This window comes from Pseudomonas sp. RL_105y_Pfl2_101 (assembly GCF_963970585.1).
Lineage (GTDB): Bacteria > Pseudomonadota > Gammaproteobacteria > Pseudomonadales > Pseudomonadaceae > Aquipseudomonas.
Genome location: NZ_CAXAPG010000019.1, coordinates 50,977 through 71,479, shown reverse-complemented (window position 1 = coordinate 71,479; position 20,503 = coordinate 50,977). Strand labels below are relative to the sequence as shown.

General features: G+C 59.0%; 20 protein-coding genes and 3 pseudogenes. 10 read left to right on the top strand and 13 right to left on the bottom strand.

Annotated features, from left to right (window positions below; all coding sequences use genetic code 11):
* The first annotated feature begins 3 nt into the window (after window positions 1-3).
* The 4 genes from AACY31_RS19265 (at window position 4) to AACY31_RS19250 (ending at window position 3,973) form a co-directional block, all read left to right on the top strand.
* Window positions 4-444, top strand: coding sequence for a Zn-ribbon domain-containing OB-fold protein (locus AACY31_RS19265; RefSeq protein WP_018600485.1), 441 nt, complete (start codon window positions 4-6; stop codon window positions 442-444).
* A 158-nt stretch (window positions 445-602) separates the two neighbouring features.
* On the top strand, window positions 603-1,652 hold the full coding sequence (locus tag AACY31_RS19260; protein WP_339482163.1) for a type III polyketide synthase: 1,050 nt from the start codon (window positions 603-605) through the stop codon (window positions 1,650-1,652).
* Between the two features lie 132 nt (window positions 1,653-1,784).
* A complete protein-coding gene (locus AACY31_RS19255; protein ID WP_339482087.1) occupies window positions 1,785-3,050 on the top strand; it encodes an MFS transporter in 1,266 nt (421 codons plus the stop codon).
* The gene (locus AACY31_RS19250) at window positions 3,050-3,973 is read left to right on the top strand and encodes a fumarylacetoacetate hydrolase (RefSeq protein WP_339482088.1); all 924 of its coding nucleotides are present in this window, start codon (window positions 3,050-3,052) and stop codon (window positions 3,971-3,973) included. The genes AACY31_RS19255 and AACY31_RS19250 overlap by 1 nt, the downstream gene beginning before the upstream one ends.
* A 435-nt stretch (window positions 3,974-4,408) precedes the next feature.
* Here AACY31_RS19250 and AACY31_RS19245 read toward each other — a convergent pair.
* Window positions 4,409-4,899, bottom strand: a pseudogene (locus AACY31_RS19245) (OprD family outer membrane porin); the annotation flags it as partial.
* Between AACY31_RS19245 and AACY31_RS19240 the strand changes: the two are divergent.
* Window positions 4,885-5,426: pseudogene (locus AACY31_RS19240) on the top strand (LysR substrate-binding domain-containing protein); the annotation flags it as partial. The pseudogenes AACY31_RS19245 and AACY31_RS19240 sit on opposite strands and share 15 nt — an antisense overlap.
* Here AACY31_RS19240 and AACY31_RS19235 read toward each other — a convergent pair.
* The gene (locus AACY31_RS19235) at window positions 5,351-6,592 is read right to left on the bottom strand and encodes an MFS transporter (protein ID WP_339492117.1); all 1,242 of its coding nucleotides are present in this window, start codon (window positions 6,590-6,592) and stop codon (window positions 5,351-5,353) included. The pseudogene AACY31_RS19240 and the gene AACY31_RS19235 sit on opposite strands and share 76 nt — an antisense overlap.
* Window positions 6,593-6,903: 311 nt before the next feature.
* Here AACY31_RS19235 and AACY31_RS19230 point away from each other — a divergent pair, with 311 nt between their 5' ends.
* The gene (locus AACY31_RS19230) at window positions 6,904-7,362 is read left to right on the top strand and encodes a winged helix-turn-helix transcriptional regulator (protein ID WP_339482090.1); all 459 of its coding nucleotides are present in this window, start codon (window positions 6,904-6,906) and stop codon (window positions 7,360-7,362) included.
* A 207-nt stretch (window positions 7,363-7,569) separates the two neighbouring features.
* Here the strand turns inward: AACY31_RS19230 and AACY31_RS19225 are convergent, their stop codons facing one another.
* Together AACY31_RS19225 and AACY31_RS19220 are read right to left on the bottom strand one after the other, a co-directional pair.
* Window positions 7,570-8,184: a LysE family translocator gene (locus AACY31_RS19225; RefSeq protein WP_339482091.1), complete on the bottom strand. Its 615-nt coding sequence runs from the start codon at window positions 8,182-8,184 to the stop codon at window positions 7,570-7,572.
* Window positions 8,185-8,297: 113 nt separating this feature from the next.
* On the bottom strand, window positions 8,298-9,080 hold the full coding sequence (locus tag AACY31_RS19220) for an AraC family transcriptional regulator (RefSeq protein WP_339482093.1): 783 nt from the start codon (window positions 9,078-9,080) through the stop codon (window positions 8,298-8,300).
* Between the two features lie 108 nt (window positions 9,081-9,188).
* Between AACY31_RS19220 and AACY31_RS19215 the strand changes: the two genes are divergently transcribed.
* Entirely contained in the window at window positions 9,189-10,106 is a 918-nt protein-coding gene (locus AACY31_RS19215) for an EamA family transporter (protein WP_339482094.1), read from the top strand.
* 49 nt (window positions 10,107-10,155) lie between these two features.
* On the opposite strand, the gene AACY31_RS19210 is transcribed toward AACY31_RS19215, so the two are convergent.
* Window positions 10,156-10,425 carry a YceK/YidQ family lipoprotein gene (locus AACY31_RS19210; protein ID WP_339482095.1) on the bottom strand — a complete coding sequence of 90 codons (270 nt, stop codon included), beginning with the start codon at window positions 10,423-10,425 and terminating at the stop codon, window positions 10,156-10,158.
* A 210-nt stretch (window positions 10,426-10,635) separates the two neighbouring features.
* Between AACY31_RS19210 and AACY31_RS19205 the strand changes: the two genes are divergently transcribed.
* Window positions 10,636-11,277 (top strand): LysE family translocator, encoded by a 642-nt coding sequence (locus AACY31_RS19205; RefSeq protein ID WP_339482096.1) that lies wholly within the window; start codon window positions 10,636-10,638, stop codon window positions 11,275-11,277.
* A gap of 9 nt (window positions 11,278-11,286) precedes the next feature.
* Here the strand turns inward: AACY31_RS19205 and AACY31_RS19200 are convergent, their stop codons facing one another.
* The 8 genes and pseudogenes from AACY31_RS19200 to AACY31_RS19165 form a co-directional block, all read right to left on the bottom strand.
* The gene (locus AACY31_RS19200) at window positions 11,287-12,336 is read right to left on the bottom strand and encodes a M28 family peptidase (protein WP_339482164.1); all 1,050 of its coding nucleotides are present in this window, start codon (window positions 12,334-12,336) and stop codon (window positions 11,287-11,289) included.
* A 108-nt stretch (window positions 12,337-12,444) separates the two neighbouring features.
* Window positions 12,445-12,615, bottom strand: a pseudogene (locus AACY31_RS19195) (DSD1 family PLP-dependent enzyme); the annotation flags it as partial.
* A 139-nt stretch (window positions 12,616-12,754) separates the two neighbouring features.
* Window positions 12,755-13,636, bottom strand: a complete 882-nt coding sequence (locus tag AACY31_RS19190; protein ID WP_339482097.1) for an alpha/beta fold hydrolase — start codon at window positions 13,634-13,636, stop codon at window positions 12,755-12,757.
* A complete protein-coding gene (locus AACY31_RS19185) occupies window positions 13,623-14,528 on the bottom strand; it encodes a DMT family transporter (protein ID WP_339482099.1) in 906 nt (301 codons plus the stop codon). Before AACY31_RS19185 ends, AACY31_RS19190 begins: the two co-directional genes overlap by 14 nt.
* Window positions 14,529-14,533: 5 nt before the next feature.
* A complete protein-coding gene (locus AACY31_RS19180) occupies window positions 14,534-15,145 on the bottom strand; it encodes a flavodoxin family protein (protein WP_003200650.1) in 612 nt (203 codons plus the stop codon).
* Window positions 15,146-15,148: 3 nt separating this feature from the next.
* Window positions 15,149-15,832 (bottom strand): iron-containing redox enzyme family protein, encoded by a 684-nt coding sequence (locus AACY31_RS19175; protein ID WP_339482107.1) that lies wholly within the window; start codon window positions 15,830-15,832, stop codon window positions 15,149-15,151.
* Between the two features lies 1 nt (window position 15,833).
* Window positions 15,834-16,379 (bottom strand): acetyltransferase, encoded by a 546-nt coding sequence (locus AACY31_RS19170; RefSeq protein ID WP_339482108.1) that lies wholly within the window; start codon window positions 16,377-16,379, stop codon window positions 15,834-15,836.
* Window positions 16,380-16,387: 8 nt separating this feature from the next.
* On the bottom strand, window positions 16,388-17,740 hold the full coding sequence (locus AACY31_RS19165; protein WP_339482109.1) for a phenylacetate--CoA ligase family protein: 1,353 nt from the start codon (window positions 17,738-17,740) through the stop codon (window positions 16,388-16,390).
* A 657-nt stretch (window positions 17,741-18,397) separates the two neighbouring features.
* Here AACY31_RS19165 and AACY31_RS19160 point away from each other — a divergent pair.
* Together AACY31_RS19160 and AACY31_RS19155 are read left to right on the top strand one after the other, a co-directional pair.
* Window positions 18,398-19,867: an anthranilate synthase component I family protein gene (locus AACY31_RS19160; protein ID WP_339492113.1), complete on the top strand. Its 1,470-nt coding sequence runs from the start codon at window positions 18,398-18,400 to the stop codon at window positions 19,865-19,867.
* The gene (locus AACY31_RS19155) at window positions 19,864-20,448 is read left to right on the top strand and encodes an anthranilate synthase component II (protein WP_339482110.1); all 585 of its coding nucleotides are present in this window, start codon (window positions 19,864-19,866) and stop codon (window positions 20,446-20,448) included. The genes AACY31_RS19160 and AACY31_RS19155 overlap by 4 nt, the downstream gene beginning before the upstream one ends.
* Window positions 20,449-20,503 lie beyond the last annotated feature (55 nt).

The following is a 20,503-nucleotide window of genomic DNA, read 5'->3' as shown; positions in this document are numbered from 1 at the left end:
ACCATGTCCCTTTACCCTGAACAAATTCACCGCATGACCACTGCCAGCATGTTGCGCGAATGGCGCGAGCACGGCGGCAAATACCGTCTCGAAGGCAGCCGTTGCCAGGATTGCGACGAGATCTTCTTCCCCCGGCGCACCGTCTGCGGCGCGTGCAATTCATTAAATGTGGAACCGTATCGCTGCGCACGCACCGGCACGATCCAAGTCAGCGCCCATGCCGAGAATCCGATACTGGCGGCCATGGGCTACGGCGAAACCGTGCCTCGTTTCATGGCGATGGTGCGTCTGGATGATGGCCTGGTGATTGCCTCGGAAATCGTTGATGTCATCGATCCCCGGCAAGTCGTCAGCGGTGCGCCCGTGCGCATGGTTATTCGCAAACATGTCCGGGAAAGCAACTTGGCTTGGCAATATGCCTACAAATTTGTATTGGTGAAATAACAAACAAGGCGTCCGCTACACCCCGTTCTTTCGATAACAACAGTCAAGTTTTTTGGCTCTCCAGCCCGCTGTTTTGATTCTGCCTTTCAGAGTCCTGCGTTGCAGTCATTGCCTTAAATGTGCTTCTAACTTTATTGGCTTTTAGCCGAGGACTTGTCATGTCTACTCTTTGCAAACCCAGTTTGTTATTTCCGCAATACAAGATCACCCAGCAACAAATGATCGAGCATCTAGAGCAGTTGCATGATGATCACCCACGAATGGCACTTGCCAAACGAATGATTCAAAACACACAGGTAAATGAACGGCACTTGGTTCTGCCTATCGATGAACTGGCGGTGCACACCGGCTTCACCCACCGCAGCATCGTTTATGAGCGCGAAGCTCGCCGCATGTCATCTATCGCGGCACGCCAAGCCATTGAAAATGCCGGGCTGACCATCGACGACATTCGCATGGTGGCAGTGACATCGTGCACGGGCTTCATGATGCCTTCGCTGACGGCCCACTTGATCAATGACCTGGGCCTGCGAACGTCAACCGTACAACTGCCCATCGCTCAATTGGGCTGCGTGGCAGGCGCTGCGGCGATCAATCGAGCCAATGACTTCGCCAGTCGGGCGCCGGACAACCATGTCCTCATCGTCTCCCTGGAGTTCTCGTCGCTCTGCTATCAACCCCAGGACACCAAGTTGCATGCGTTCATATCCGCGGCGTTATTCGGCGACGCCGTATCGGCCTGCGTCATGCGCGCCGATGACCAGGCGCCTGGTTTCAAGATCGCCAAGACCGGGTCTTACTTCCTGCCTGACAGCGAGCACTACATTAAATACGACGTCAAAGACAGTGGCTTTCACTTTACCCTGGATAAGGCCGTCATGAACTCCATTAAAGATGTCGCTCCTATGATGGAGGAATTGAACTACGACACCTTCAATCAACATTGCGCTCAAAATGACTTTTTCATCTTCCATACAGGCGGACGGAAAATTCTTGATGAACTGGTCCTGCAACTGGACCTGGAACCCGGCCGGGTCGCGCAGTCTCGCGACAGTTTGAGTGAAGCCGGGAACATCGCCAGCGTGGTGGTCTTCGATGTGCTCAAACGTCAGTTCGACAGCGGGCTTGTCGATGGCGCGACAGGCATGCTGGCGGCCTTCGGCCCCGGTTTCACCGCTGAAATGGCCGTGGGCAAGTGGGTCGCCTGACAAACCCGATAAAACACCGGCACCCAGCCAGGGGCACACCTGCCCCTGGCTGCCGGAGTATGGATCGCAGGCGCTCACCTCGTTCGAGAGGGCTTCGAAAGCGCAAGGGAATGAAGGGGAAGGAACATGGAGATGAAGTATCTGGTCGCGCGACCTTGGGGCGGCTATGAAAGGCGCATGATCACGCTTCTGTCGCTGAGCTTCGGGCTGGTAGGACTGGACAGGTTCATTATCATGCCGCTGTTCCCGGTGATCATGCGTGACTTGGCCCTGGACTATCAGGACTTGAGCATGTTGTCGGCCATCCTGGCATTTGCATGGGGAGGCTCTGCCCTGTTCATGGGCGCCGCCGTCAAGGTACTGGGCCCCAAGAAGTTACTGGTGCTGTCGATCACCCTGTTATCCCTCCTGGCCGGTGCGTCTGCATTGATCACCAGCCTGGTGGGCCTGGTGCTCTTGCGTGCCTTGATGGGCGTCTGTGAAGGCGCCTTCACGCCAGTCAGTATCATTGTCACCGATGAAGTCTCGCAGCCTTGCCGGCGCGGACTCAATCTAGGTATTCAACAGGCCTTGTTCCCCATCATCGGCCTGTGCCTCGGACCGCTGCTGGCAGGTGTCCTGCTTGAAGTGTTCGGATCCTGGCGCGCCGTATTCGCCATCATTTCGTTACCCGGCCTGTTAGTGGCCTGGTACCTGTATAGAACCTATCAACCGACCCAGATGCCCGGCACGGCGTCGATTGCGCATACCTCCAAAAGCCAGTGGAGGACGGCCCTGTCCAGCGGGAATGTGCGGCTCAATATTGCCTTGATGCTTTGCATACTGACGTGCCAGTTCGTTCTGTGTGCCCTGCTCCCCAGCTACCTGACAGACATTCTGCACCTGAGCAACTTCTCCATGGCCATGATCATTTCTGCCATTGGCCTGGGTGGTTTTTTTGGCCAGTTGGTCATTCCCGGCCTGTCCGACCAACTGGGTCGCAAGCCCGTGGTTTCCACCTGCTTCATGATCAGCGCGCTGTTGGTGGGTTTATTGATCATCAGCCCACCGCTGCCCTGGCTGCTGTTCCTTCAACTATTTTTCTTGTCCTTTATCAACTTCAGCCTGATCTGCATAACGGTCGGCCCACTGACCAGCGAATCAGTGCCGCCCAGTTTATTGGCCACCGCGACGGGCCTGGTGGTGGGCTGTGGAGAGATCCTTGGAGGGGGCGTCGCGCCTGTTTTCGCCGGCTACATCGCCATGACGTGGGGACTCACCGCAATACTGTTCCTGGCACTGGCCGGAAGTATCACGGGGGGCTTGCTGTCCTTATGGCTCAAAGAGACAAACCCGGCTTTCAGCCGACTCAAGGACTACGCCCCCCTGTCCGTAAGCTTGACCCTGGAGGATAAGTGATGACCCATTATGTAATGTTGCTGGACTCTCCAGTGCCGCGAGGAGGCCTTGGTGTATTTGACTTCAAGTCCGGCCAAAGCCGTGAAGTGCGTCCACCCCAGGGAAATCTTTATGAAGCCCTGGCCCATTGCGCTGATCGGAATATGGACTGGGAGTCCTATCTCAAGGACCTGCCGTCCACGCCCTACCCGCTTACACCCACGGCGATGAAATACCGGCCGCCGCTCAAGCCTGATAGCAATCTATTGGTCCAGATCAGCGAAATCACGCTCTGTACCGCCAAGACAGAACAAGCCTGGTATTACAAAGGTAACGGCCGGTTGCTCAAGACCGACGGCGACCCTTTGCAGGTGCCTTATCATTCACAAAGCATCAGTAGCGAGCCGTGCATTGTCTGCCTCTATTGGGTCGACCCGTTTGGCGCGCTGCGCTTCATTGGTTTTACCCTGGGCAACGATATTCACGATCATGTATTGCACAGCCGTGATGCCACTTCTGCAACGCATGCGCACTTGCGCACCTGTGCGATTGCCCCGGCATTGATCGTGGGGGAATTGCAGGCGGACTTGGCCATCAATGTCCAGATAGAGCGCGACGGCCAGCCGTTGACGGCAAGTCACCATCGGATGAGTTTGCATCGCTGGCTGAGTTTGCGCCGATATTCGCAAGAGTTCCTGGAGAAACATGAGCAGTTTCTCGAGCCTGGGCTGGTTCACTACGTGTTTCACAGCTTGAGCCATCGCACCGCGAACGTGCCGCTCCAGCACGGTGACTGGCTCAGCATTGACTGCCCCGAGCTGGAATTGGCCATGAGCAATCAAATCGTCGAAGAGGAATTGGTTTCGCTGGTTCCCCTACCCGCACGACGCGCGCCTGAGCATGGTTGTATCGACCGGCCCTTGCCCGTGCCGAAAAAGTTCTGATCCCCAAACGTATGGAATAAATCCGGGCCATTTCGTTAAAGGCCCGGGCCATGTTGACTGAAGCATTACAATTGCCACTTGCGCCGTGGCATTGCCGATTTCCTGCATGCCCCTGCTGATCTCTTGCGCCATGCGGTTGAGGTTGAGAACCCGACTCACATCGCGCACCACCGAACCTTGCTAGCGCAGGGCTGCGCCTGCATAAGCTGCCAAGTGCAACGAGGCTGCGATCTTTCCAAAGACACTTGAGTCTCAAGCCAAAAATCAAAAGATCGCAGGCTTCGCCAACTCCTACAGAGCCGAGCGGAGCAATCCCTGGCCACAGGTCCATCGTTGTTTCTTAGGTGAACTGCATGACCTACCGAAGGGCGATATCGTAGGTGAAATAGATCCGGTTGCTGTCGCGGCCACGGGAAAAAGTCCGAGCGATAGACGTAGTGTGTGGCCGACAACGGCGTAGGACAGCGACCCGCTGAGCATGTCGTTGTCGATCTTACCGCTGTAGGCCGAACCCGAATCGACGCTGTTGAAGTAACGCAGGTCGCTGGTCAATACCCCTGCGCCCAAGGGCAAATCATGCTGGATGCCAACAAAGTTCTGTCGATAGAAATTCTCCAGATCGCCGTAGAAGTAACTCAGACGGATGTGCTTGCCCAGCTTGTAGTCGGCGCCGGCATAGCTGAAGTCACCAGACTTATCGCCGCCGTAGCCATCGGGCACGATGGGCATGCTGTCGCTCGAATCGCGCAGCTTCAAACGCTCCAGATACCCGCCGGTGACGGTGAGGTTATCGACATCATTGCTGCTGATCTGGTGCCTTGGTAAGTCTGGGGCAACAGCCGCGAATCGTTGTAGACCAGCACCGGGCTCTTGGGCAGCAAGGTTCCGTATTTGATCGTGGTCTTGGCCACCCTTCGGTGATCCGTCTCTACAACGAGCGCTACCCGAAAATCCGCATCCGTCTGCTCGACCTCAGCGCCAACGAAGGGCTCGAGGCGGTACTGCGCGGCGAAGCCGACTTCGGCATCATCATGATGAGCGGCCAGCACCCGGACATCGAGTTTGTGCCCCTGGTCAACGAGCCCTTCGTGCTGGCTTGCCGGCGCGATCAACCTGGTCGGAACTCAGTGATTATCGGTTGATCGGCGTCGGTCGCCTGAGCGGCAACCGCATGCTGCTGGACCACGCGCTGTCGGGCCTGAGTTGGCGCCCGCAGTGGTTTTACGAAGTCCAGCACTTGTCGACGTCGCTGGGATTGGTCGAGGCTGGCCTCGGCGTGTCGGCGATGCCCAGCCTGGCGATGCCGGCCGGGGATCATCCAACCCTGGTTAGCGTGCCGCTGATCGAGCCGGTGGTAAACCGCTCGCTGGGCCTGGTCTACCGCCGGGGCGCATCGCTCTCCCCGGCCACGGAGAAGTTCGTCTCGATCCTGCTTGAACAGTGGCCACAATGAAGCGAGAGTCTCCACACCGCCAACGCGGCGGCGCTGATCAAGGCGCCTAGCAGGCTGACCGCCATCCAGCCCCACAGCGCGTAGACCTGGGTCGCGGCCGTTGCGCCCAGTGCGCTGCCCACCGAGTAGAAGCACATGTACGCGCCGACCATGCGACTTTGGGCGTCGGGCCGTGCAGCGAAGATCAAGCTCTGGTTGGTGACATGCACGGCCTGCACCGCGAAGTCGAGCAACACCACGCCGCACACCAGTGCGACCAGGGAGGTCTCGGTAAACGTGATGGGCAGCCAGGAGAGCGTGAGGAGTCCCAGCGACCAGCCGGTAACGCGTTGTCCAAAGCCCTGATCGGCCCAACGACCGGCCCTTCTGGCTGCCAGGGCCCCGGCGACGCCAGCCAGGCCAAACAGGCCGATGGCCGTGTGTGAAAGCGACAGCGGCGCGGCGCTCAACGGCAGCACCATGGCGGTCCATAACACCGAAAACGCGGCAAAGATCAGCAAGGCCAGCAGCCCCCTGATCCGTAGCACCGGCTCGGTCATGAACAACTTGAACAGCGACCGGATAAGCACCCGATAAGGCTGCCGGTCAGGCGGCGACACCGCGATCGGCACCACTGCCCAGAACACTGCCGCGATGGTCAACATCAAGCCCGAGGAAACGAAATAGACCCCACGCCAGCCCGCCAGATCAGCAATCAACCCGGAGGTAAACCGCGCCAGGAGAATACCCAGGACAACGCCGCTGGTGACGGTTCCCACGGCCTGTCCCCGTTGGGAAGGCGTGGACAACACGGCGGCATAGGCCACCAGCACCTGGACGACCACCGCCAGCAAGCCCATCACGATCATCGCGCCCAGCAAAGCCAACCAGTGCCGGGCTGCGCCGACGGCCGCGAGCGCAATCGCGGACAACACCAATTGCGCGATAACCAGCCGTTTACGGTTGACCTTGTCCCCCAGCGGGACGATGAACAGCAACCCCAGCGCGTACCCCACCTGGGTGGCCGTGACCACAACCCCGATCAATCCTGAAGCAACGCCCAGGCTTTCGGCCATCGAGGCAAGCAAAGGCTGGGCAAAGTAAACGTTGGCGACGGCCAGTGCGCAGGTCACGGAAAACAATAACGTGAGCGCCGGTGAAAGCCCCGCGCATTGGTCGTCACTCAAGGAACACGGTGACCCCGCGTAGGAGCTGCCGAAGGCTGCGATCTTTTGATCTTTCCCTTGGGACTCATGTGCCTGGGGAAAGATCGCCGCCTCGCTTCGCTCGACAGCTCCTACAGGGGAGCACGCGCTCCCACCAGGGTGATTTCCCGAAGGCTGCTGGGTGAAACAATCGACATCTGCTGTCATGCACGTCTCCTTGGCGCTAAACTGGTTTCAATTTAAAACCTGAGTGAATTGTTGCCCGATCAGGTTTCAATTTGCAACCACAGACATCAACTGGACTTGCGATCCTTTTTCAGAAGGTCAATAAAATGGAAAACGCTTCACCACAAAACAGCGAATGCCCGGTAGCCAGGACACTGGACGTGATTGGCGATCGCTGGTCGCTCATGATCATCCGCGACGCCTTCGACGACATTCGCCGCTTCAGTGAATTTCAAAAGAGCCTGGGCGTGGCCAAAAACATTCTGGCTTCGCGACTCAAAGCGTTGGTCGAGGTCGGCGTGTTCGACGTTCGACCCGCGTCAGATGGAAGCGCCTACAAGGAGTACGTCCTGACGGACAAAGGCCGGGAGATTTTTCCGGTCGTGGTCAGCCTGCGACAGTGGGGCGAACGCTTCCTGTTCGAGCCGGGAGAATCGCGTTCCGTGCTGTTGGACAACACGTCCGGGCAGGCCCTCATGCCGATGGATGTTCGTTCCTCAAGCGGTCAGAAACTCGGGCCGGCCGATTGTCACAGGGTCAGGCTCATTACCGACAACCTGACGTGAGCACTTTTATCCCTGCAAGACCAATTGCGACGCGGCAGGGCACCTTCGACCCTGGACCGTGTAACGCTGGAGTTGGTCGGCCTCAAGCACTGACCGGTGCCGCCGTGGCGAAAATCTGGAGTGCCGCCCTGGGTCGCGAGAGCGATGGATGCTCGATCAGCAACCTGGCGTGCAGCAACGAAGGCTTGCGCCAGCAACGGCTACTCGCTAAACCAGTTGGCGAACCCCCAGAGACAAAATCAAACCACCGCACAGTCTATCAATTGCTTTTTTCCTACCTTGATAGCCGCAAGCAATCCTCGGTTGCGAAAGCGCAATTGCGACCATTGCATACCAAGCCATTGAAACCACCACCACAACTGCCAACATCGACAAAAACGTGCCTGGCGAAACGTGGGCGGGAGCCGCGGCTGAAAAAACAGCGGCATAGAAAGCCATGGACTTGGGGTTGCCAATGTTGGTGACCAGCCCCTGAAAAAAGGACTGGCGGCAACTACCGGCGACGGCATCATTCAGCGGGCCAGGCGCATTCCTCCCCGCATTGATCAGCAGTCGGAGTCCGAACCACATCAGGTAGGCTGCACCCAGAACCTTTACAACCAGCGCAGCCCAAGGGAGCGCAGCAAATACAACCCCGAGACCTGCAATCGCACAGGTGGACCAGAACAGGTTGACCAGCACGATTCCCGCCACCAAGGCCAGCGCTTCAGAGCGCGTAGCAGCCACCGCCTTATGGACCACCGCGACGAAATTCGGTCCAGGAATCACGACACCAGCCAGGTAGACCAAAAAAACTGTCAAGACAGCGGAACCGTCGATCATGTGCGTCCCTCGCGAGATCTGTAGGCGGTGATCGTCACCAAAACGAGAGTTTTACACAACACCTCCAGATTCGGGGCTTTTTACACACTCGGGAGATTCAAAGCGTTGGAGCCCTAAGCCTGTCGCACCGGGAAGTAGCGACTGGGTACTTCCCCCAGCAACTGTTTGAAAACCGTTGTGAACGCACTTGAACTGCTATAACCCAACGCCATGGCGACCTCGGTGACCGGCTGACCTTTCCCCAGACGAACCATCGCTTCGAGCAGGCAGGCTTGCTGTCGCCATTGGAGATAACTGATTCCGGTGTGCAATCGAAAATGGCGGGTAAACGTCCGACGACTCATCCCCGAACGGCGGGCCATATCGTCGATACCAACCTCCAGCGAAGGCTGGGTCAGAAACTCGCGACAGACCATCGCAAGGCGTGGTTCTGCCGGCAACGGGGCATTGAGCGAAAGCGCGGGCATGCTGGCGATCTCATGGAGCAGCAGCCCCATCAAATGCCCATCACGTCCCTGGATGGCATATCGCGCGGGGACATCGATCGCTTTGACCAGCAATTGCCGCAACAACGGCGACACGTCCAATACCTGACACTGCCCCGGCAACCCCAACCGCTGAGCCGCTTGTTTGCGGATATAGGTGTTGTGCAGGGTAACGGGGCCACGCATCTGCATGGAGTGGGCGAGTTGTGCCGGAACCCATATACCGCGTTGGGGCGGAACAACCCAGTTGCCGTCATCGGTAAACACGGTGATGACCCCGCTTGCGGCATAAGCGAACTGACCACGTGGATGGTGATGCATTGGGAACAGCGTTGCGTCTGCGTAGCCACGTTCGGTCACGACGGCATCGCGCGGTGTGTTCTGGTAGGTATGTAGGATGGTTTCTCGCATGGCCCGATTCTAATGAATATTGGCCTGTGACTGAAAGCAGGCCAGCTCGATTGCTTGCATATTCTTCACGCACGAACACTTCCGTTCTGCGCTGGAGAAAGACTGACAATGCAAAAGAAGCATCTATTACTCGCCATTCTGGTGACGGCCGTCTGGGGGGTGAATTTCCCCGTGACAAAACTCGGACTTGCCGGCATTGATCCGCTGCTGTTGACTGCATTGCGTTTCGCGCTGGCCGCCTTGCCTTGGGTATTTTTCGTGGAGCGTCCACGCGTTGCCTTCCGATGGCTGGCCGCCTACGGGCTGATTTTTGGCGTGGCCATGTGGGCGTTGATCAACCAGGGAATTGCCATGGGGGTGCCACCCGGTACAGCGTCGCTGCTGATCCAGTGCAGTGCATTCTTCACTCTGGGCTGGGGTGTACTTTTCTTTGGCGAACGCCTGGGACAACCTCAAAGGATTGGCAGCTTGCTGGCAGCCATAGGGCTGGGAGGGATCGTACTGTGCAGCCCTGGCGACTCGTCGAAGGCCGGTTTCGCACTCGTCATTGGCAGCGCAATGGCGTGGAGCATCGGCAACGTGGTCATCAAGGTATCGAAGGTGCGTGAGGTCTTCGCTTTCGTGGTGTGGGCCAGCTTGTTTGCACCCATCCCGCTCTTGCTGTTGACGTGGCTGTTGCATGGCTCAGCGCCCTTCAACGCACTCCCTTCGCAGCTCAATGCAACGACGTTGCTTTCGCTCGCGTTCCAGGTCTACGCCGCGACGCATTTCAGCTACTGGGGATGGAACCTGCTATTGCGTGAATACCCACTGTCACGCGTAGCGCCGTTGTCACTGTTGATCCCGGTGTTTGGCATCTTCAGTTCAATGGCGATCCTCGGCCAATACCCAAGCCCCTCTGATTGGGGACTGATCTTACTGATTCTACTGGCGATTGCCTTGAGCACAGGACAATTACAGGTGCTGCGTTGCGCCATCGTACGTGTTGATTGGACGAGGATGAAACGGCAGAAAGCAGGCGATTAATGCGGCCGGCCGCCTTGAGTTTTGGATTCAACCCGTCGAGGCAATACCACTACTCCTCGGCAGGCCTCATATGAAAAATCGTATAGGGCAGGATCAGCGTATCGGCGACGATACTGAAAGGAAGATCAACGATTGCAAAAGGTGCCAGAGCACGCGCATATACGTCGTTGTCGTTCGTCGAAGCCTTGATGATCTCGATATCGGTCGCCGCACCGCAGTAAGGATGGCGGCCACAGAGCTGTCCCATGTCAAAGGGTTCGTTGGCCGTGGCGCATCCGCCCAGCAACGCCATCGCCAAAGCCAATACTACGATCCGCATGACGCGCCCTCCCCCAGGAAAGGCCGGGCTGTAGCATCGAAGCCGCCCCAACGGCTCGGCGCTCAAGGCAAGGCCCCAGCAGGGTCGCGAACCACTCGATGAACACCCCGAGCGCGGCTGCACCGATAGAGACGTTGTGGCGGCTGTATTCAGACAACCCCAGGTTTCCGGTAGGATGCACACCCTCTCAATCAGCCGCGAATGTGAACAATGGAACTGCACTCAATTCTCGCCTTTACCCTGGTCGCGGCCATCGCCATCGCCAGTCCTGGACCTGCCACCTTGATGGCGATCAATAACAGCCTGGCCTACGGGCCGCGCTACGCGGTGTGGTCGTCGGTGGGCAACGCCAGCGGGCTGTTCTGCTTGTCGGCCGCCGCGATGCTGGGTCTCGGCGCATTGCTCGCCAGCTCCGAATGGCTGTTCAACGCCGTGAAAGTCCTAGGGGCGGGTTATCTGTTCTACCTGGGCGCCAAGCAGCTGTTCAAGAAAAGCCCGATACTTGCGCAGGATGTGCAAGCCGATGGCAAAACCAGAAAGCCATCGCGTTCAAAGCTGTACAAGTCGGCCTTCCTGACAGCCATCACCAACCCCAAGGCGACGATGTTCTTCACCGCCCTGTTCCCGCAGTTCATCGACCAGAGCGCCGCACTGCTGCCGCAGTTCCTGCTTCTCACCTCGATATTCGCCGGTTTGTCACTGGTGTCCTTGAGCCTGTATGCGGCCATTGCGGCCCAGGCCAAAGGCGTGCTGAAACGGCCTGCGTTTTCCGTGTGGATCAGCAGGCTCGTCGGCTCGACGTTCATCGGCTTCGGTACGGCCATTCTGGCGATGCGTCGGCCCGCCGCTTAGGAATTGCTTTCACGTAGCCCGTACCAGGTATTCGGTGAGTGTCGCCGCGCACGCAATGATTCCTTCATGGAGCACCATTTCAAACCCATGGGTATTTTCCGTTGGAATGGCGATGCACCCCACTCGCGCCGCCACTCCAGCGCTCATGATGGCACTGGCGTCGGAGGCGAAATCCACCAGAAGGGCAACTTGTGGGTCATATCCGCAGCGTTGTGCTGCCTTGATCAGGGCGTCCACGACAGAGCGGGTGTAATAGCCCTTCTGATCCCCGGTGTTGATGATCGGATCTGCCGATAAAACCGTCCCGTATTCCTCAAGTACCGGGCCCACCTCGACCGCGATGGTCGTGTCCCCCGGCACGCGGGCAGCGGCATAGAGCGCACCGGCGTTGGACTCCTCCTCAAGCGTCGTACAGACGAACCAGACGTCTTGCTTGAGCTCATGCCTGCGGTTTTTCAGGTGCTGTGCTGTTGTGATCACTGCCGCCAAGGGCGCCCTGTCATCCAGGAAGTGGGCGGCGACTGAATCTTTCACTTGGAACGGCTGACGCCAGTGCCGGCTAAGCACCACGCGTACCCCAGGTCGGACACCGGCGTCGGCCAGTTCTTGCAGCGAACACCGGGTGATGACATGGACATCGCTCCACTTCACAGCCCCCGAAAGGACATCGCGCCCCTGCGCTGAACCACCACTGTTGTGCATGGAACCATAAGACAGTACGCCGGGCAGGCATGTGCTATCACCGAGTATGTCTACCGGACAAACGCCGAAGCAAATGGGCTGGGCACCGCCCAGGGCCACGACCTCCAGATTACCGTCGTGCCTTACTTTCTTTACGATCATGGCAATTTCATCAAGGTGAGCCATGACCCTGATGGGCGGTGCTTGCGAAGAATCACCCATGGCCTTGATCAGGCCCCTGACATTGCCTGCCTCGTCGACCGAGATCTCATCGCAGTGTTTACCCAATTCCCTGAGGCATACTTCCCGAACCTCATCTTCCTGCCCGCCAGGGCCGCGGGCCAGGAGCAATTCTTCGAGCAAGGGCTGAATGTCCATTGAAGGCATCGGTTCTTTTCCTGTCACGACGCTTGAAAAGCGTAGACCGCCAGCTCTGTTCATCCGTTCAAATTCGGTAGACGCTCAGGCATGGGGGGCAGATCCGATTCAGTACACCGGCCAGGTTTCAACAATCTTCCCGCCGCGCACGGCCAGCAAATCGCCAAATTGCAGCAGCACGGATTCCGTCTGGATCGGTCGTAAAAACACCTGGTCTTCAACATTCAGCCCTACGGTGGGTGAGCCGTTGACCATTTCCTGATTGGGGCTGCGACCATAGGGCGTGACGGATTGCTTGACCACATTGATATTGTGATCGAGCCGGTCGAGGTCAATCAGCATCACGGGGCACATCGGCCCATGGATTTTCAGCGCCTGGTTCAGCGCGCGGAAGTATTCGTCGTAAGGGCTGCCCCGATCACTCGGACGTTGCAATGAACCGTGTAATCGCTGCCACTACATCGGCGCCCCGTTCAAGATAGGGCACATGCCCGCAATCCTCGATGAACTCGCCGCGCGCATCGGGCAGTTGCTGGAGCAAGGTCTCCAGGGTCGCCGGCAGGAATACCTGGTCATGCCGCCCCCAGATTACCAGTGTCCTTGAAGCAATCTGTGGCAACCGTTCGAGCAGCACGTCCAGGCCTTCACGACGGAAATCCTCGACGACCCGCTGCACCGCGGCGAACCTCGACCTGCCGCTGGCCGCCATGGCCTGGGCCAAGCGCCCTCCTACCTCAGGCGGCGCCTTGAACACCAGGCTCCAGAAGCGCCTCATCTCCTCGACCGTACGATAGCCAAACACCGCCCCCGCCCCTTGCAGACTGGCTTTCAATGTAGGGCCTAGCGCTTGCGCACCCAGACCGGCAGGCGCCAGCAAGACCAAGTGACTGACACGCTGCGGGTGTTTCGCCGCATACAGCCCGGCCACACACCCACCCAAAGAGCTGCCGACCAGCACGAAGGGGCCCTCGACGAGCGCTTCCAGCATGCCTTCGAGCTCCGCCAGCATCGCCTGGGGGCCAAAGTCTGCACCCGACTCGTACACGGATTGGCCATGCCCCGGCAAGTCGACGAAAACGCAAGGGTGATGGCGCGCCATGCCCAGCATCGCAGGGCCCCACTGGTCCTTGCTGGCACCCAAGCCATGGAGCATGACCAGCGTCGTCCGCGGGTGCCGTGCAGGGCTTTGCAGATAAGCCAGGCGTCCATGTGTACCGGTGTGCCAGCGCAGCTTCAAACCGAACTGCCAGCGGTGGACCAGGCGCAAGGTGCCTAGCAGCAGTCGATCAACGCGGTTCATCCGCCACTCCTTGTCCTTTGCTACGTGCCTTGAGGAAGAATCTTGCCGGCAGGCGCAGTTGGCATAGCGCCACACCTGACAGCGTCAACACGGCGCCGATCACCAGGCGCTGGCTGAAACCTTCGGCAAGCATGACCTGACTGACAGCGATCGCGAACACCGGCACCAGAAGCAGGTACGGGCTCAGTTGCTGCATCGAGTTGCGGCCAAGCAACCAGAACCACAGGCCGAACCCCAACAGACCACCACTGAGCGCGGTGTAAAGCACCGCCCACCACGCCTGGGCGCTGGCCGTGTAGACGCGTGCCCATTGCTCGCCTTCCTGGACGAAGGACCACAGCAACAGTTGCGGTGCGGCGATGATCGCCGTCCAGGCACTCAAGGCCAGCGGATCGAGGGGCCCGAGACGCTTGGTCAACACGGACCCGGCAGCGAATGCCAAGGCTGCCAGCGCCACCAGCAACATACCGATAAACGTCCCGCCCGCCGATGGCGTGGCCAGTAGCACCAGGACACCGGCGAACGCCAGCAGGATGCCCGCCAGGAGCCGCAGTTTCAGGACTTCCCCCAATAACGCGAATGCCAGGACGAGGGTAAACGGTGCCGCCAGTTGATAGATGATCGCCGAGGTAGAGGCGTCTACCCGAGCGATACCGCAATACAGCAAACCGAAATGCACGGTCCCGGTAATCGTGGCGATCAGGGCCACGGACGCCAACTGTTCACGCTTGACGCGTTTGAGCAGCGGCAGGAGAAACAACGCCATGATTGCGTAGCGCATGGCGACCATAAGGATAGGCGGCAACTCGGCGCCGCCGATTTTCACCGCGGTGACTTGCGCACCCCAGAGAAACGCGACCAGTAACGCGAGCAATGAATCTTTCAATGGCATGACAGTTATCCCTTCTGAAATTGAATGGGCCGCAGGATTCTTTCCGGCTTGCCTGTCGCAAGTGCTGGGGGGTTAAGCCGACAGTGATGCTCACAGAGCCGGTCCAATGTCTCGCGCAGAGCCTGTTCCGCTTCGGGATCGTGGGCCAATTGGGTCTGGAAGCACGGCGGAAATCCCGAGCCGACCAGAATCATTTTGTTGAGCAGGACGTTCAACGCGACCTGGGAGAAAACCGCCGTGTGTCCATAGCGTCGGCCGACGACCGCAATCGCCGCGAGCTTGTCGCGTAGCGGGCGCTCCCGTGGCCGCAGAAAACCATAGCCGACTCGTTCCAGAAACGCCTGGAAGCGACTGTTGGTGCCGTAGGCATGCATGACGGGGAGATAGAGCACCGCATCGGCGCGGTCCAGCCGCGCCACCAACTGCCCGACGTCGTCCTGCACCTGGCAGTCCTGGTCGGAGCAAGCGTTGTCGGCGTCGCAGTAGTCGATCCGGTAATCCTTGAGCCAGATGTCATCGACCGCGACCTCCTCGCCCAGGTGGCGGCGCACCAGCGCCACCACCCGTGCACTGACACCACAAGGTCGGCTTGACCCGACAATGATGGTCAGATTCATGATTCAGGACGCCTCCCGCAACCCTTCTTCGCCAGCCAGGTAGGCGCGCAAAGCCTCTTCCATCAACTGCCCGGTCAGCCACAACGTGACGCGCGCCACCTCCTTGATCTGACGACGATCTTCTTCGGTCTTCACCGCACGCTGCATCGCCATACGCACTTCCTCGGCGTGCTTCTCGTCGATGGTCGAGTGGGCGACGAAGAAGGTCATCTGCTCATCCTTCAAGCCCAGGTCGACGCGGAAGCGTTCCAGGATCGGTTGGATGTGCTCGTAGACGTCCTCGGCCCAGTAGCTGTAGCCCAGGCGGGCGATCGGCCCCTTGCGGATAGCCACATCGTTGAGAAAGGCGATCAGTGCCTGGGTCGGCGCCAGGGGCGCCGGCATGGCTTGCGGCAGCAGCCCGACCGACTCCAGGTCACGCAGCACCATGCGCTCGTGGCCCAACTCTTCCAAAGCGTGCTTGTAGACGAAGCGCAACAGCGTCGTCTCCTCTGGATCGGCACTGAAAGCGCAAGCGGCCTGGTTCACCGAGTTATAGCGGGTGTAGTGGTAGACCTGGAGCATGAGCTGTTGGTAGAGGGCTGGTGGCGTTGGGTTGTCCAGGCTGAATTTCCAGTAGGCGCCCTGCTTGATCTGGGTCCAACCCGCTTCGACGATAGCGTCGAGTTCCTTGAAGAATGCTTGCATTTCAATTGGCTCCTTTAACATTGAGGTAAACACTTTCGAGTTCCAGGTAGACGAGGCTGTAGCGCCGCTCGACCTGTTCCCCGGTCCAGGTAACGTCATCCACCAGCACGCGCCCGCCCAGCCCGACATAGAGCGCAGCCAACTGGTCGCGGCACAGTGCCGAGATGAATCGCAGGTGGGTGTTGGCTTTCAGCCAGATGGCCGCTTGCAGGAGAAACAGGCGCAGGTGCCGCCCGCCGCGGTATCGCTCGTCCAGTACCAGACGGTTGGCATCGAAGGTGTCCGTCGATTGTTCGAAATAGGCCTGCACGTCGACCGCCCGCTCGACGAAGCTCAGGCCATGACCCAGCGGAGTGACACGCAACGTCCCGACCACTTCGTCCTTGTCCAGGTAGACCAGGTGATAGGACAAGGCGTCGCGCACCTGCTCCCTACGATCGAAGTCATCCTCCCGTGCCGGGTTGGTCCCCAGGTAGCGGCTCCTGAGCTGCCGGACGGACTCGAACAGTTCATTGGCGTGATCGATCACGCGAACAGACAGGCTCATCGGTGACCTCACTGGCCTTGGCGCTGATCGACGATGCGCGCTTCTTTCCAGCTGAACCAACTGCCAAGGTTCACATGCTCGGCCAGATCGCCCACCACCATGACCGTGGCATCGACCCCCAGCCGTTCGCGCAGGCGCTCCTTGATCAACAGCACCAGACGTCCACGATCGCCCTCGAAGAAGCGCGACATTTCCAGCTTGGCGATGACGGTGTCGCGATCATTGGCGCGACTGAGGATGATCTGGTAACCAAGGCATTGTTCGACACCTTCAAGCAGCGCCTGCTCGATCTGTGCGGCCGAGAAGGCGCGATCGTTCAGTTGCACGGCATCCTTCACCCGACCAACGACCTTGACGGTGTGGCGCATCGATTGCGCATAGCCGGGACGCGACTGGATCGAGACCAGGTCACCGGTGCGGTAGCGGATCAACGGCTTGCTGCCAGGGATCAGCATGGTCACGCACAACTCGCCGTCGCCGGTGCAGCCCAGGCTTTCCCCGGACTTGGGATCGAGCACCTCGATGATGTAGTTGAGGCGATGAGGCACCAACTGATCGTTGGCGTTGCAGGCCGCGATGATCATCGCTTCCTGGGAACCATAGAGGCTGTTGTAGGCCTGCGCGCCCCACAGACTGTAGAGGTTGTTCTTCAACGCAGGCGTGCACAGCTCGCCGCTCATCATGAACGCGCGCAGAGCGAAGTCCTCGCGTGGGTTCAAGCCTTGGCGTTCAGCTTCCTTGGCCATGGCCAGCAATAGCCCCGGCGCCGAGGCGAGCACGCCGATCCGCAGGTCCTTGAGCAGTTGCAGTGCCTTGGGCCAACCGATCACCGGTGAGTGCGGCCAGATCTTGGCATTGCACAGGTCAAGCTGGGTGCAGACATCGCCCAACGTGTCACCGAAGGAATGGACCTCGGTGGGCCCCATGATGCCGACCACAGTCTTTTCGCCCGGGAAATGCTTTTCGATCACGGCCTGGTAGGCCATGGCCAGTTGTCGATTGCTCGCGTAGCTTTCCTTGCGGTCCCGTGGGCATGGCGTAGCGGGCCCGGTGGTCCCCGTGGTCTCGTAATAGAAGATGCTGTCTTCCAGCGGGCCGGACAAGATGTCGAAGCCTGCCTCGCGCAAGTCATCCTTGGTCGTGAATGGCAAGGTGGCGAGGTCATCCAAGGTCAGCGAGCGCTCGTCGACCTGGGCAAGGTGCCTGGAATAGAACGGCGAAGACCGCTTCACGTGGCCGATCACTTCTCGCAACTGTTCCTGGTGCCAGGCCGCCAGCGCGGTGTCGCTGAGGACGTCGGTCCAATAGGCATGATGAATCGGATCGTACCGCTTCTTGAATGTATCTAAATGCTCTTTCATTTCAGCCGCTCAGGATTGATGGGTTACTGGAACTCAACGGCCGCTACGTTAGTAACAGAACTTACAAATACCCAGCTGTGCTATCTCACAGTTGTGCGCGCACGAGTTTCTTGTTAAAGGCACACGCGGTTACATACGCGTAGGGATAGCTCTTCGTCCCATCGACATTCAGAAACGAATGAAAGATTAATATTCCCTCAGCAGTTGACAGCCCCAGGGCACGCTGGTAATTTCGCCGCACTGCCAATTATTCCCGCAGTGCTTAGCCAAGACTGGGATGTCTAAAAATGTACTATCACCTTTCTGCTATCAGTTCCTCCCACAGCTATCCCGACAGCTGTTCCCGGGCCATTCTGGCCATCTTCAAAAGCAATATCTGGCGTCGCTAATCTAGCGAAGACCGGAGCCTGTCTGCTGCCTGCCAGCAACGTCCTGATCTTTCCCCTCTGAAATCGAAGGCGCTCACGCCTTGTGCCCTGCGCAACAATTGGCTGCAATCCATTGCAAGCCTTTTAGTGCGCGCGACATGAACAGCGTCCGCCCCGTCTATTCAGAATATCCGTCAACACGTATTTAAAGTGCCTGCGCGCTTTATATTCCCGTGGCGCTCTCTTAATCGAGCGCCTGAATCGTTACACCTTGAATATGGTATTAACCGTGAATACAAATTTAATTGGCGTGAATGTTCTTCGCCGCGAAGAACGTCGACCTACGGATGCACTTGGCATATATGCAAATGCACTGGAACAACTGGGTCGAGAATCTGTTTTCATTCTTGAATCACTGTCCGGCCCAAGCCGTGATCGTCGGGCGACGATCATCGGGCTCGAACCGCTTTTCGAAGTGTGTATCAACGAGGGCAAGGCCCAGCTGCGCGGCTGCGCCGCCCTGTGCGAACATCTGTCCGCGAGCCTGCGGCAAGTGGGCATGCAGGTCGATCAGGAACACAAGATCCATCTACCTGACCGCGAGGCCGCGTGGAACCTGCTCCGGGCTATCCAGGCAACGTTCCAGCCTGCGTCCAATGCCCCGGCCAGCCTGGCCTTCTTCGGCTATTTCTCCTACGACTGCGTTCGCCTGATCGAGCGACTTCCCGATCTGGCCACACAGACCTACGACTACCCGCTCATTGCCCTGTCGGTCTACCAGACGCTGGTTTATTTCCACAGCAATGGCATTGTCGAAACCCTGATCAACAACCACGATCTCTGGGCGCCCCGTACATTGGAGGACTACCCCTTCCTGAGCACAACCCCGGCACCCGAGGCGCTGGCGCCGCGCCCGTACCCCGAGGGTTTCGAGGAGGAACGCACGGTGACCCCGGAGCAATTCGTCGAGCGTGTCGAAGTGGCGATGGAGCACATCCGCGCCGGCGACGTCTACCAGATCCAGCTCGGCCATGAGATTCGCATCCGCTCGCAGGTTTCGCCGTTCGATGTGTACCAGAACCTGCGCCTGCGCAACCCTTCCCCCTACATGTACCTGGCCCACGTAGGCGGCATCGACCTGATCGGCGCCAGTCCCGAGCTGTTCGTCAGGATCAAGGACGACTTGATCGAGATGCGCCCGATCGCCGGCACCGTGGGCAAGAAGCCTGGCGTCGATCCAACTGAGTTGGTCCTGGAGCTGACCCGCTCCGAGAAGGAACGCGCCGAACACCTGATGCTCATCGACCTGTGTCGCAACGATATCGGTCGCGTGTGCCAGGCCGGCTCGCTGGAGGTCGATGAGTTCATGCTAGTGGAAGAGTACTCACACCTCTACCACATGGTGTCGAACGTTCGCGGCTTGCTGCGCCCGGGCCTGGATGCCTACGACGTGATCAAGGCATCGTTCCCCGCGGGCACCATGTCCGGCGCGCCCAAGGTCAGGGCGATGGAGCTGATCGAGGGAATGGAGAGCAACCGCCGAGGTATTTATGCCGGGGCCCTTGGCCTGGTCGGCTTCGATGGCAGCGTCAACACCGCGTTGTGCATTCGCTCGACGGTGTTCGACGAGGGTACGTACCACTTGCGTGCATCCGCCGGCGTGGTGGCCGATTCGGTGCCCGCGCTCGAGTGGAAAGAGACGCTGTACAAGATGGGGTCCGTCTACCGGGCAGTCACCGGCCAGGAGATCGCACTGTGAAAGTATTCTTGATCGACGCCTATGACAGCTTCGTCTTCATCATCAGCCAGTACCTGGAACAACTGGGGCTGGAAACCCACGTCGAGCGTCACGACGCACCGGACCTCATCCAGCGCATTGAAGCGTTCTCGCCGGATTTCTGCGTGTTGGGCCCTGGGCCTGGGCATCCGGCCGATGTGGGCTACATCGAAGTGATCAAGCACTTTCAGGGGCGCCTGCCGCTGTTGGGTGTGTGCCTGGGTCACCAGGCCATCGGCCTGGCCTTCGGTGCCCAGGTTTGTCGAGCCCCACACGTGATGCACGGCAAGGTGAGCACGATTGAGAACGATGGCAAGGGCGTCTATGACCACACGCAGGCACGTGCGATACGGGCGACCCGCTACCACTCGTTGATGATCAGCGACCAACCGTTACCCGACTGCCTGGAGATCACGTCCAGATCCGCGGACGACGGCTATGTCATGGGTGTGCGCCATCGCCACCTGCCGGTGGAGGGCGTGCAGTTCCACCCTGAAAGCATCCTCACCGAAAACGGCCTGGACCTGTTCCGCAGTTTCATCCGGTGTTACGTGCACAAGTGATCCACCCGGAAGGGGCACACGCCCCTTCTTTTCCGTGCTCCGACTGTTTCATTCC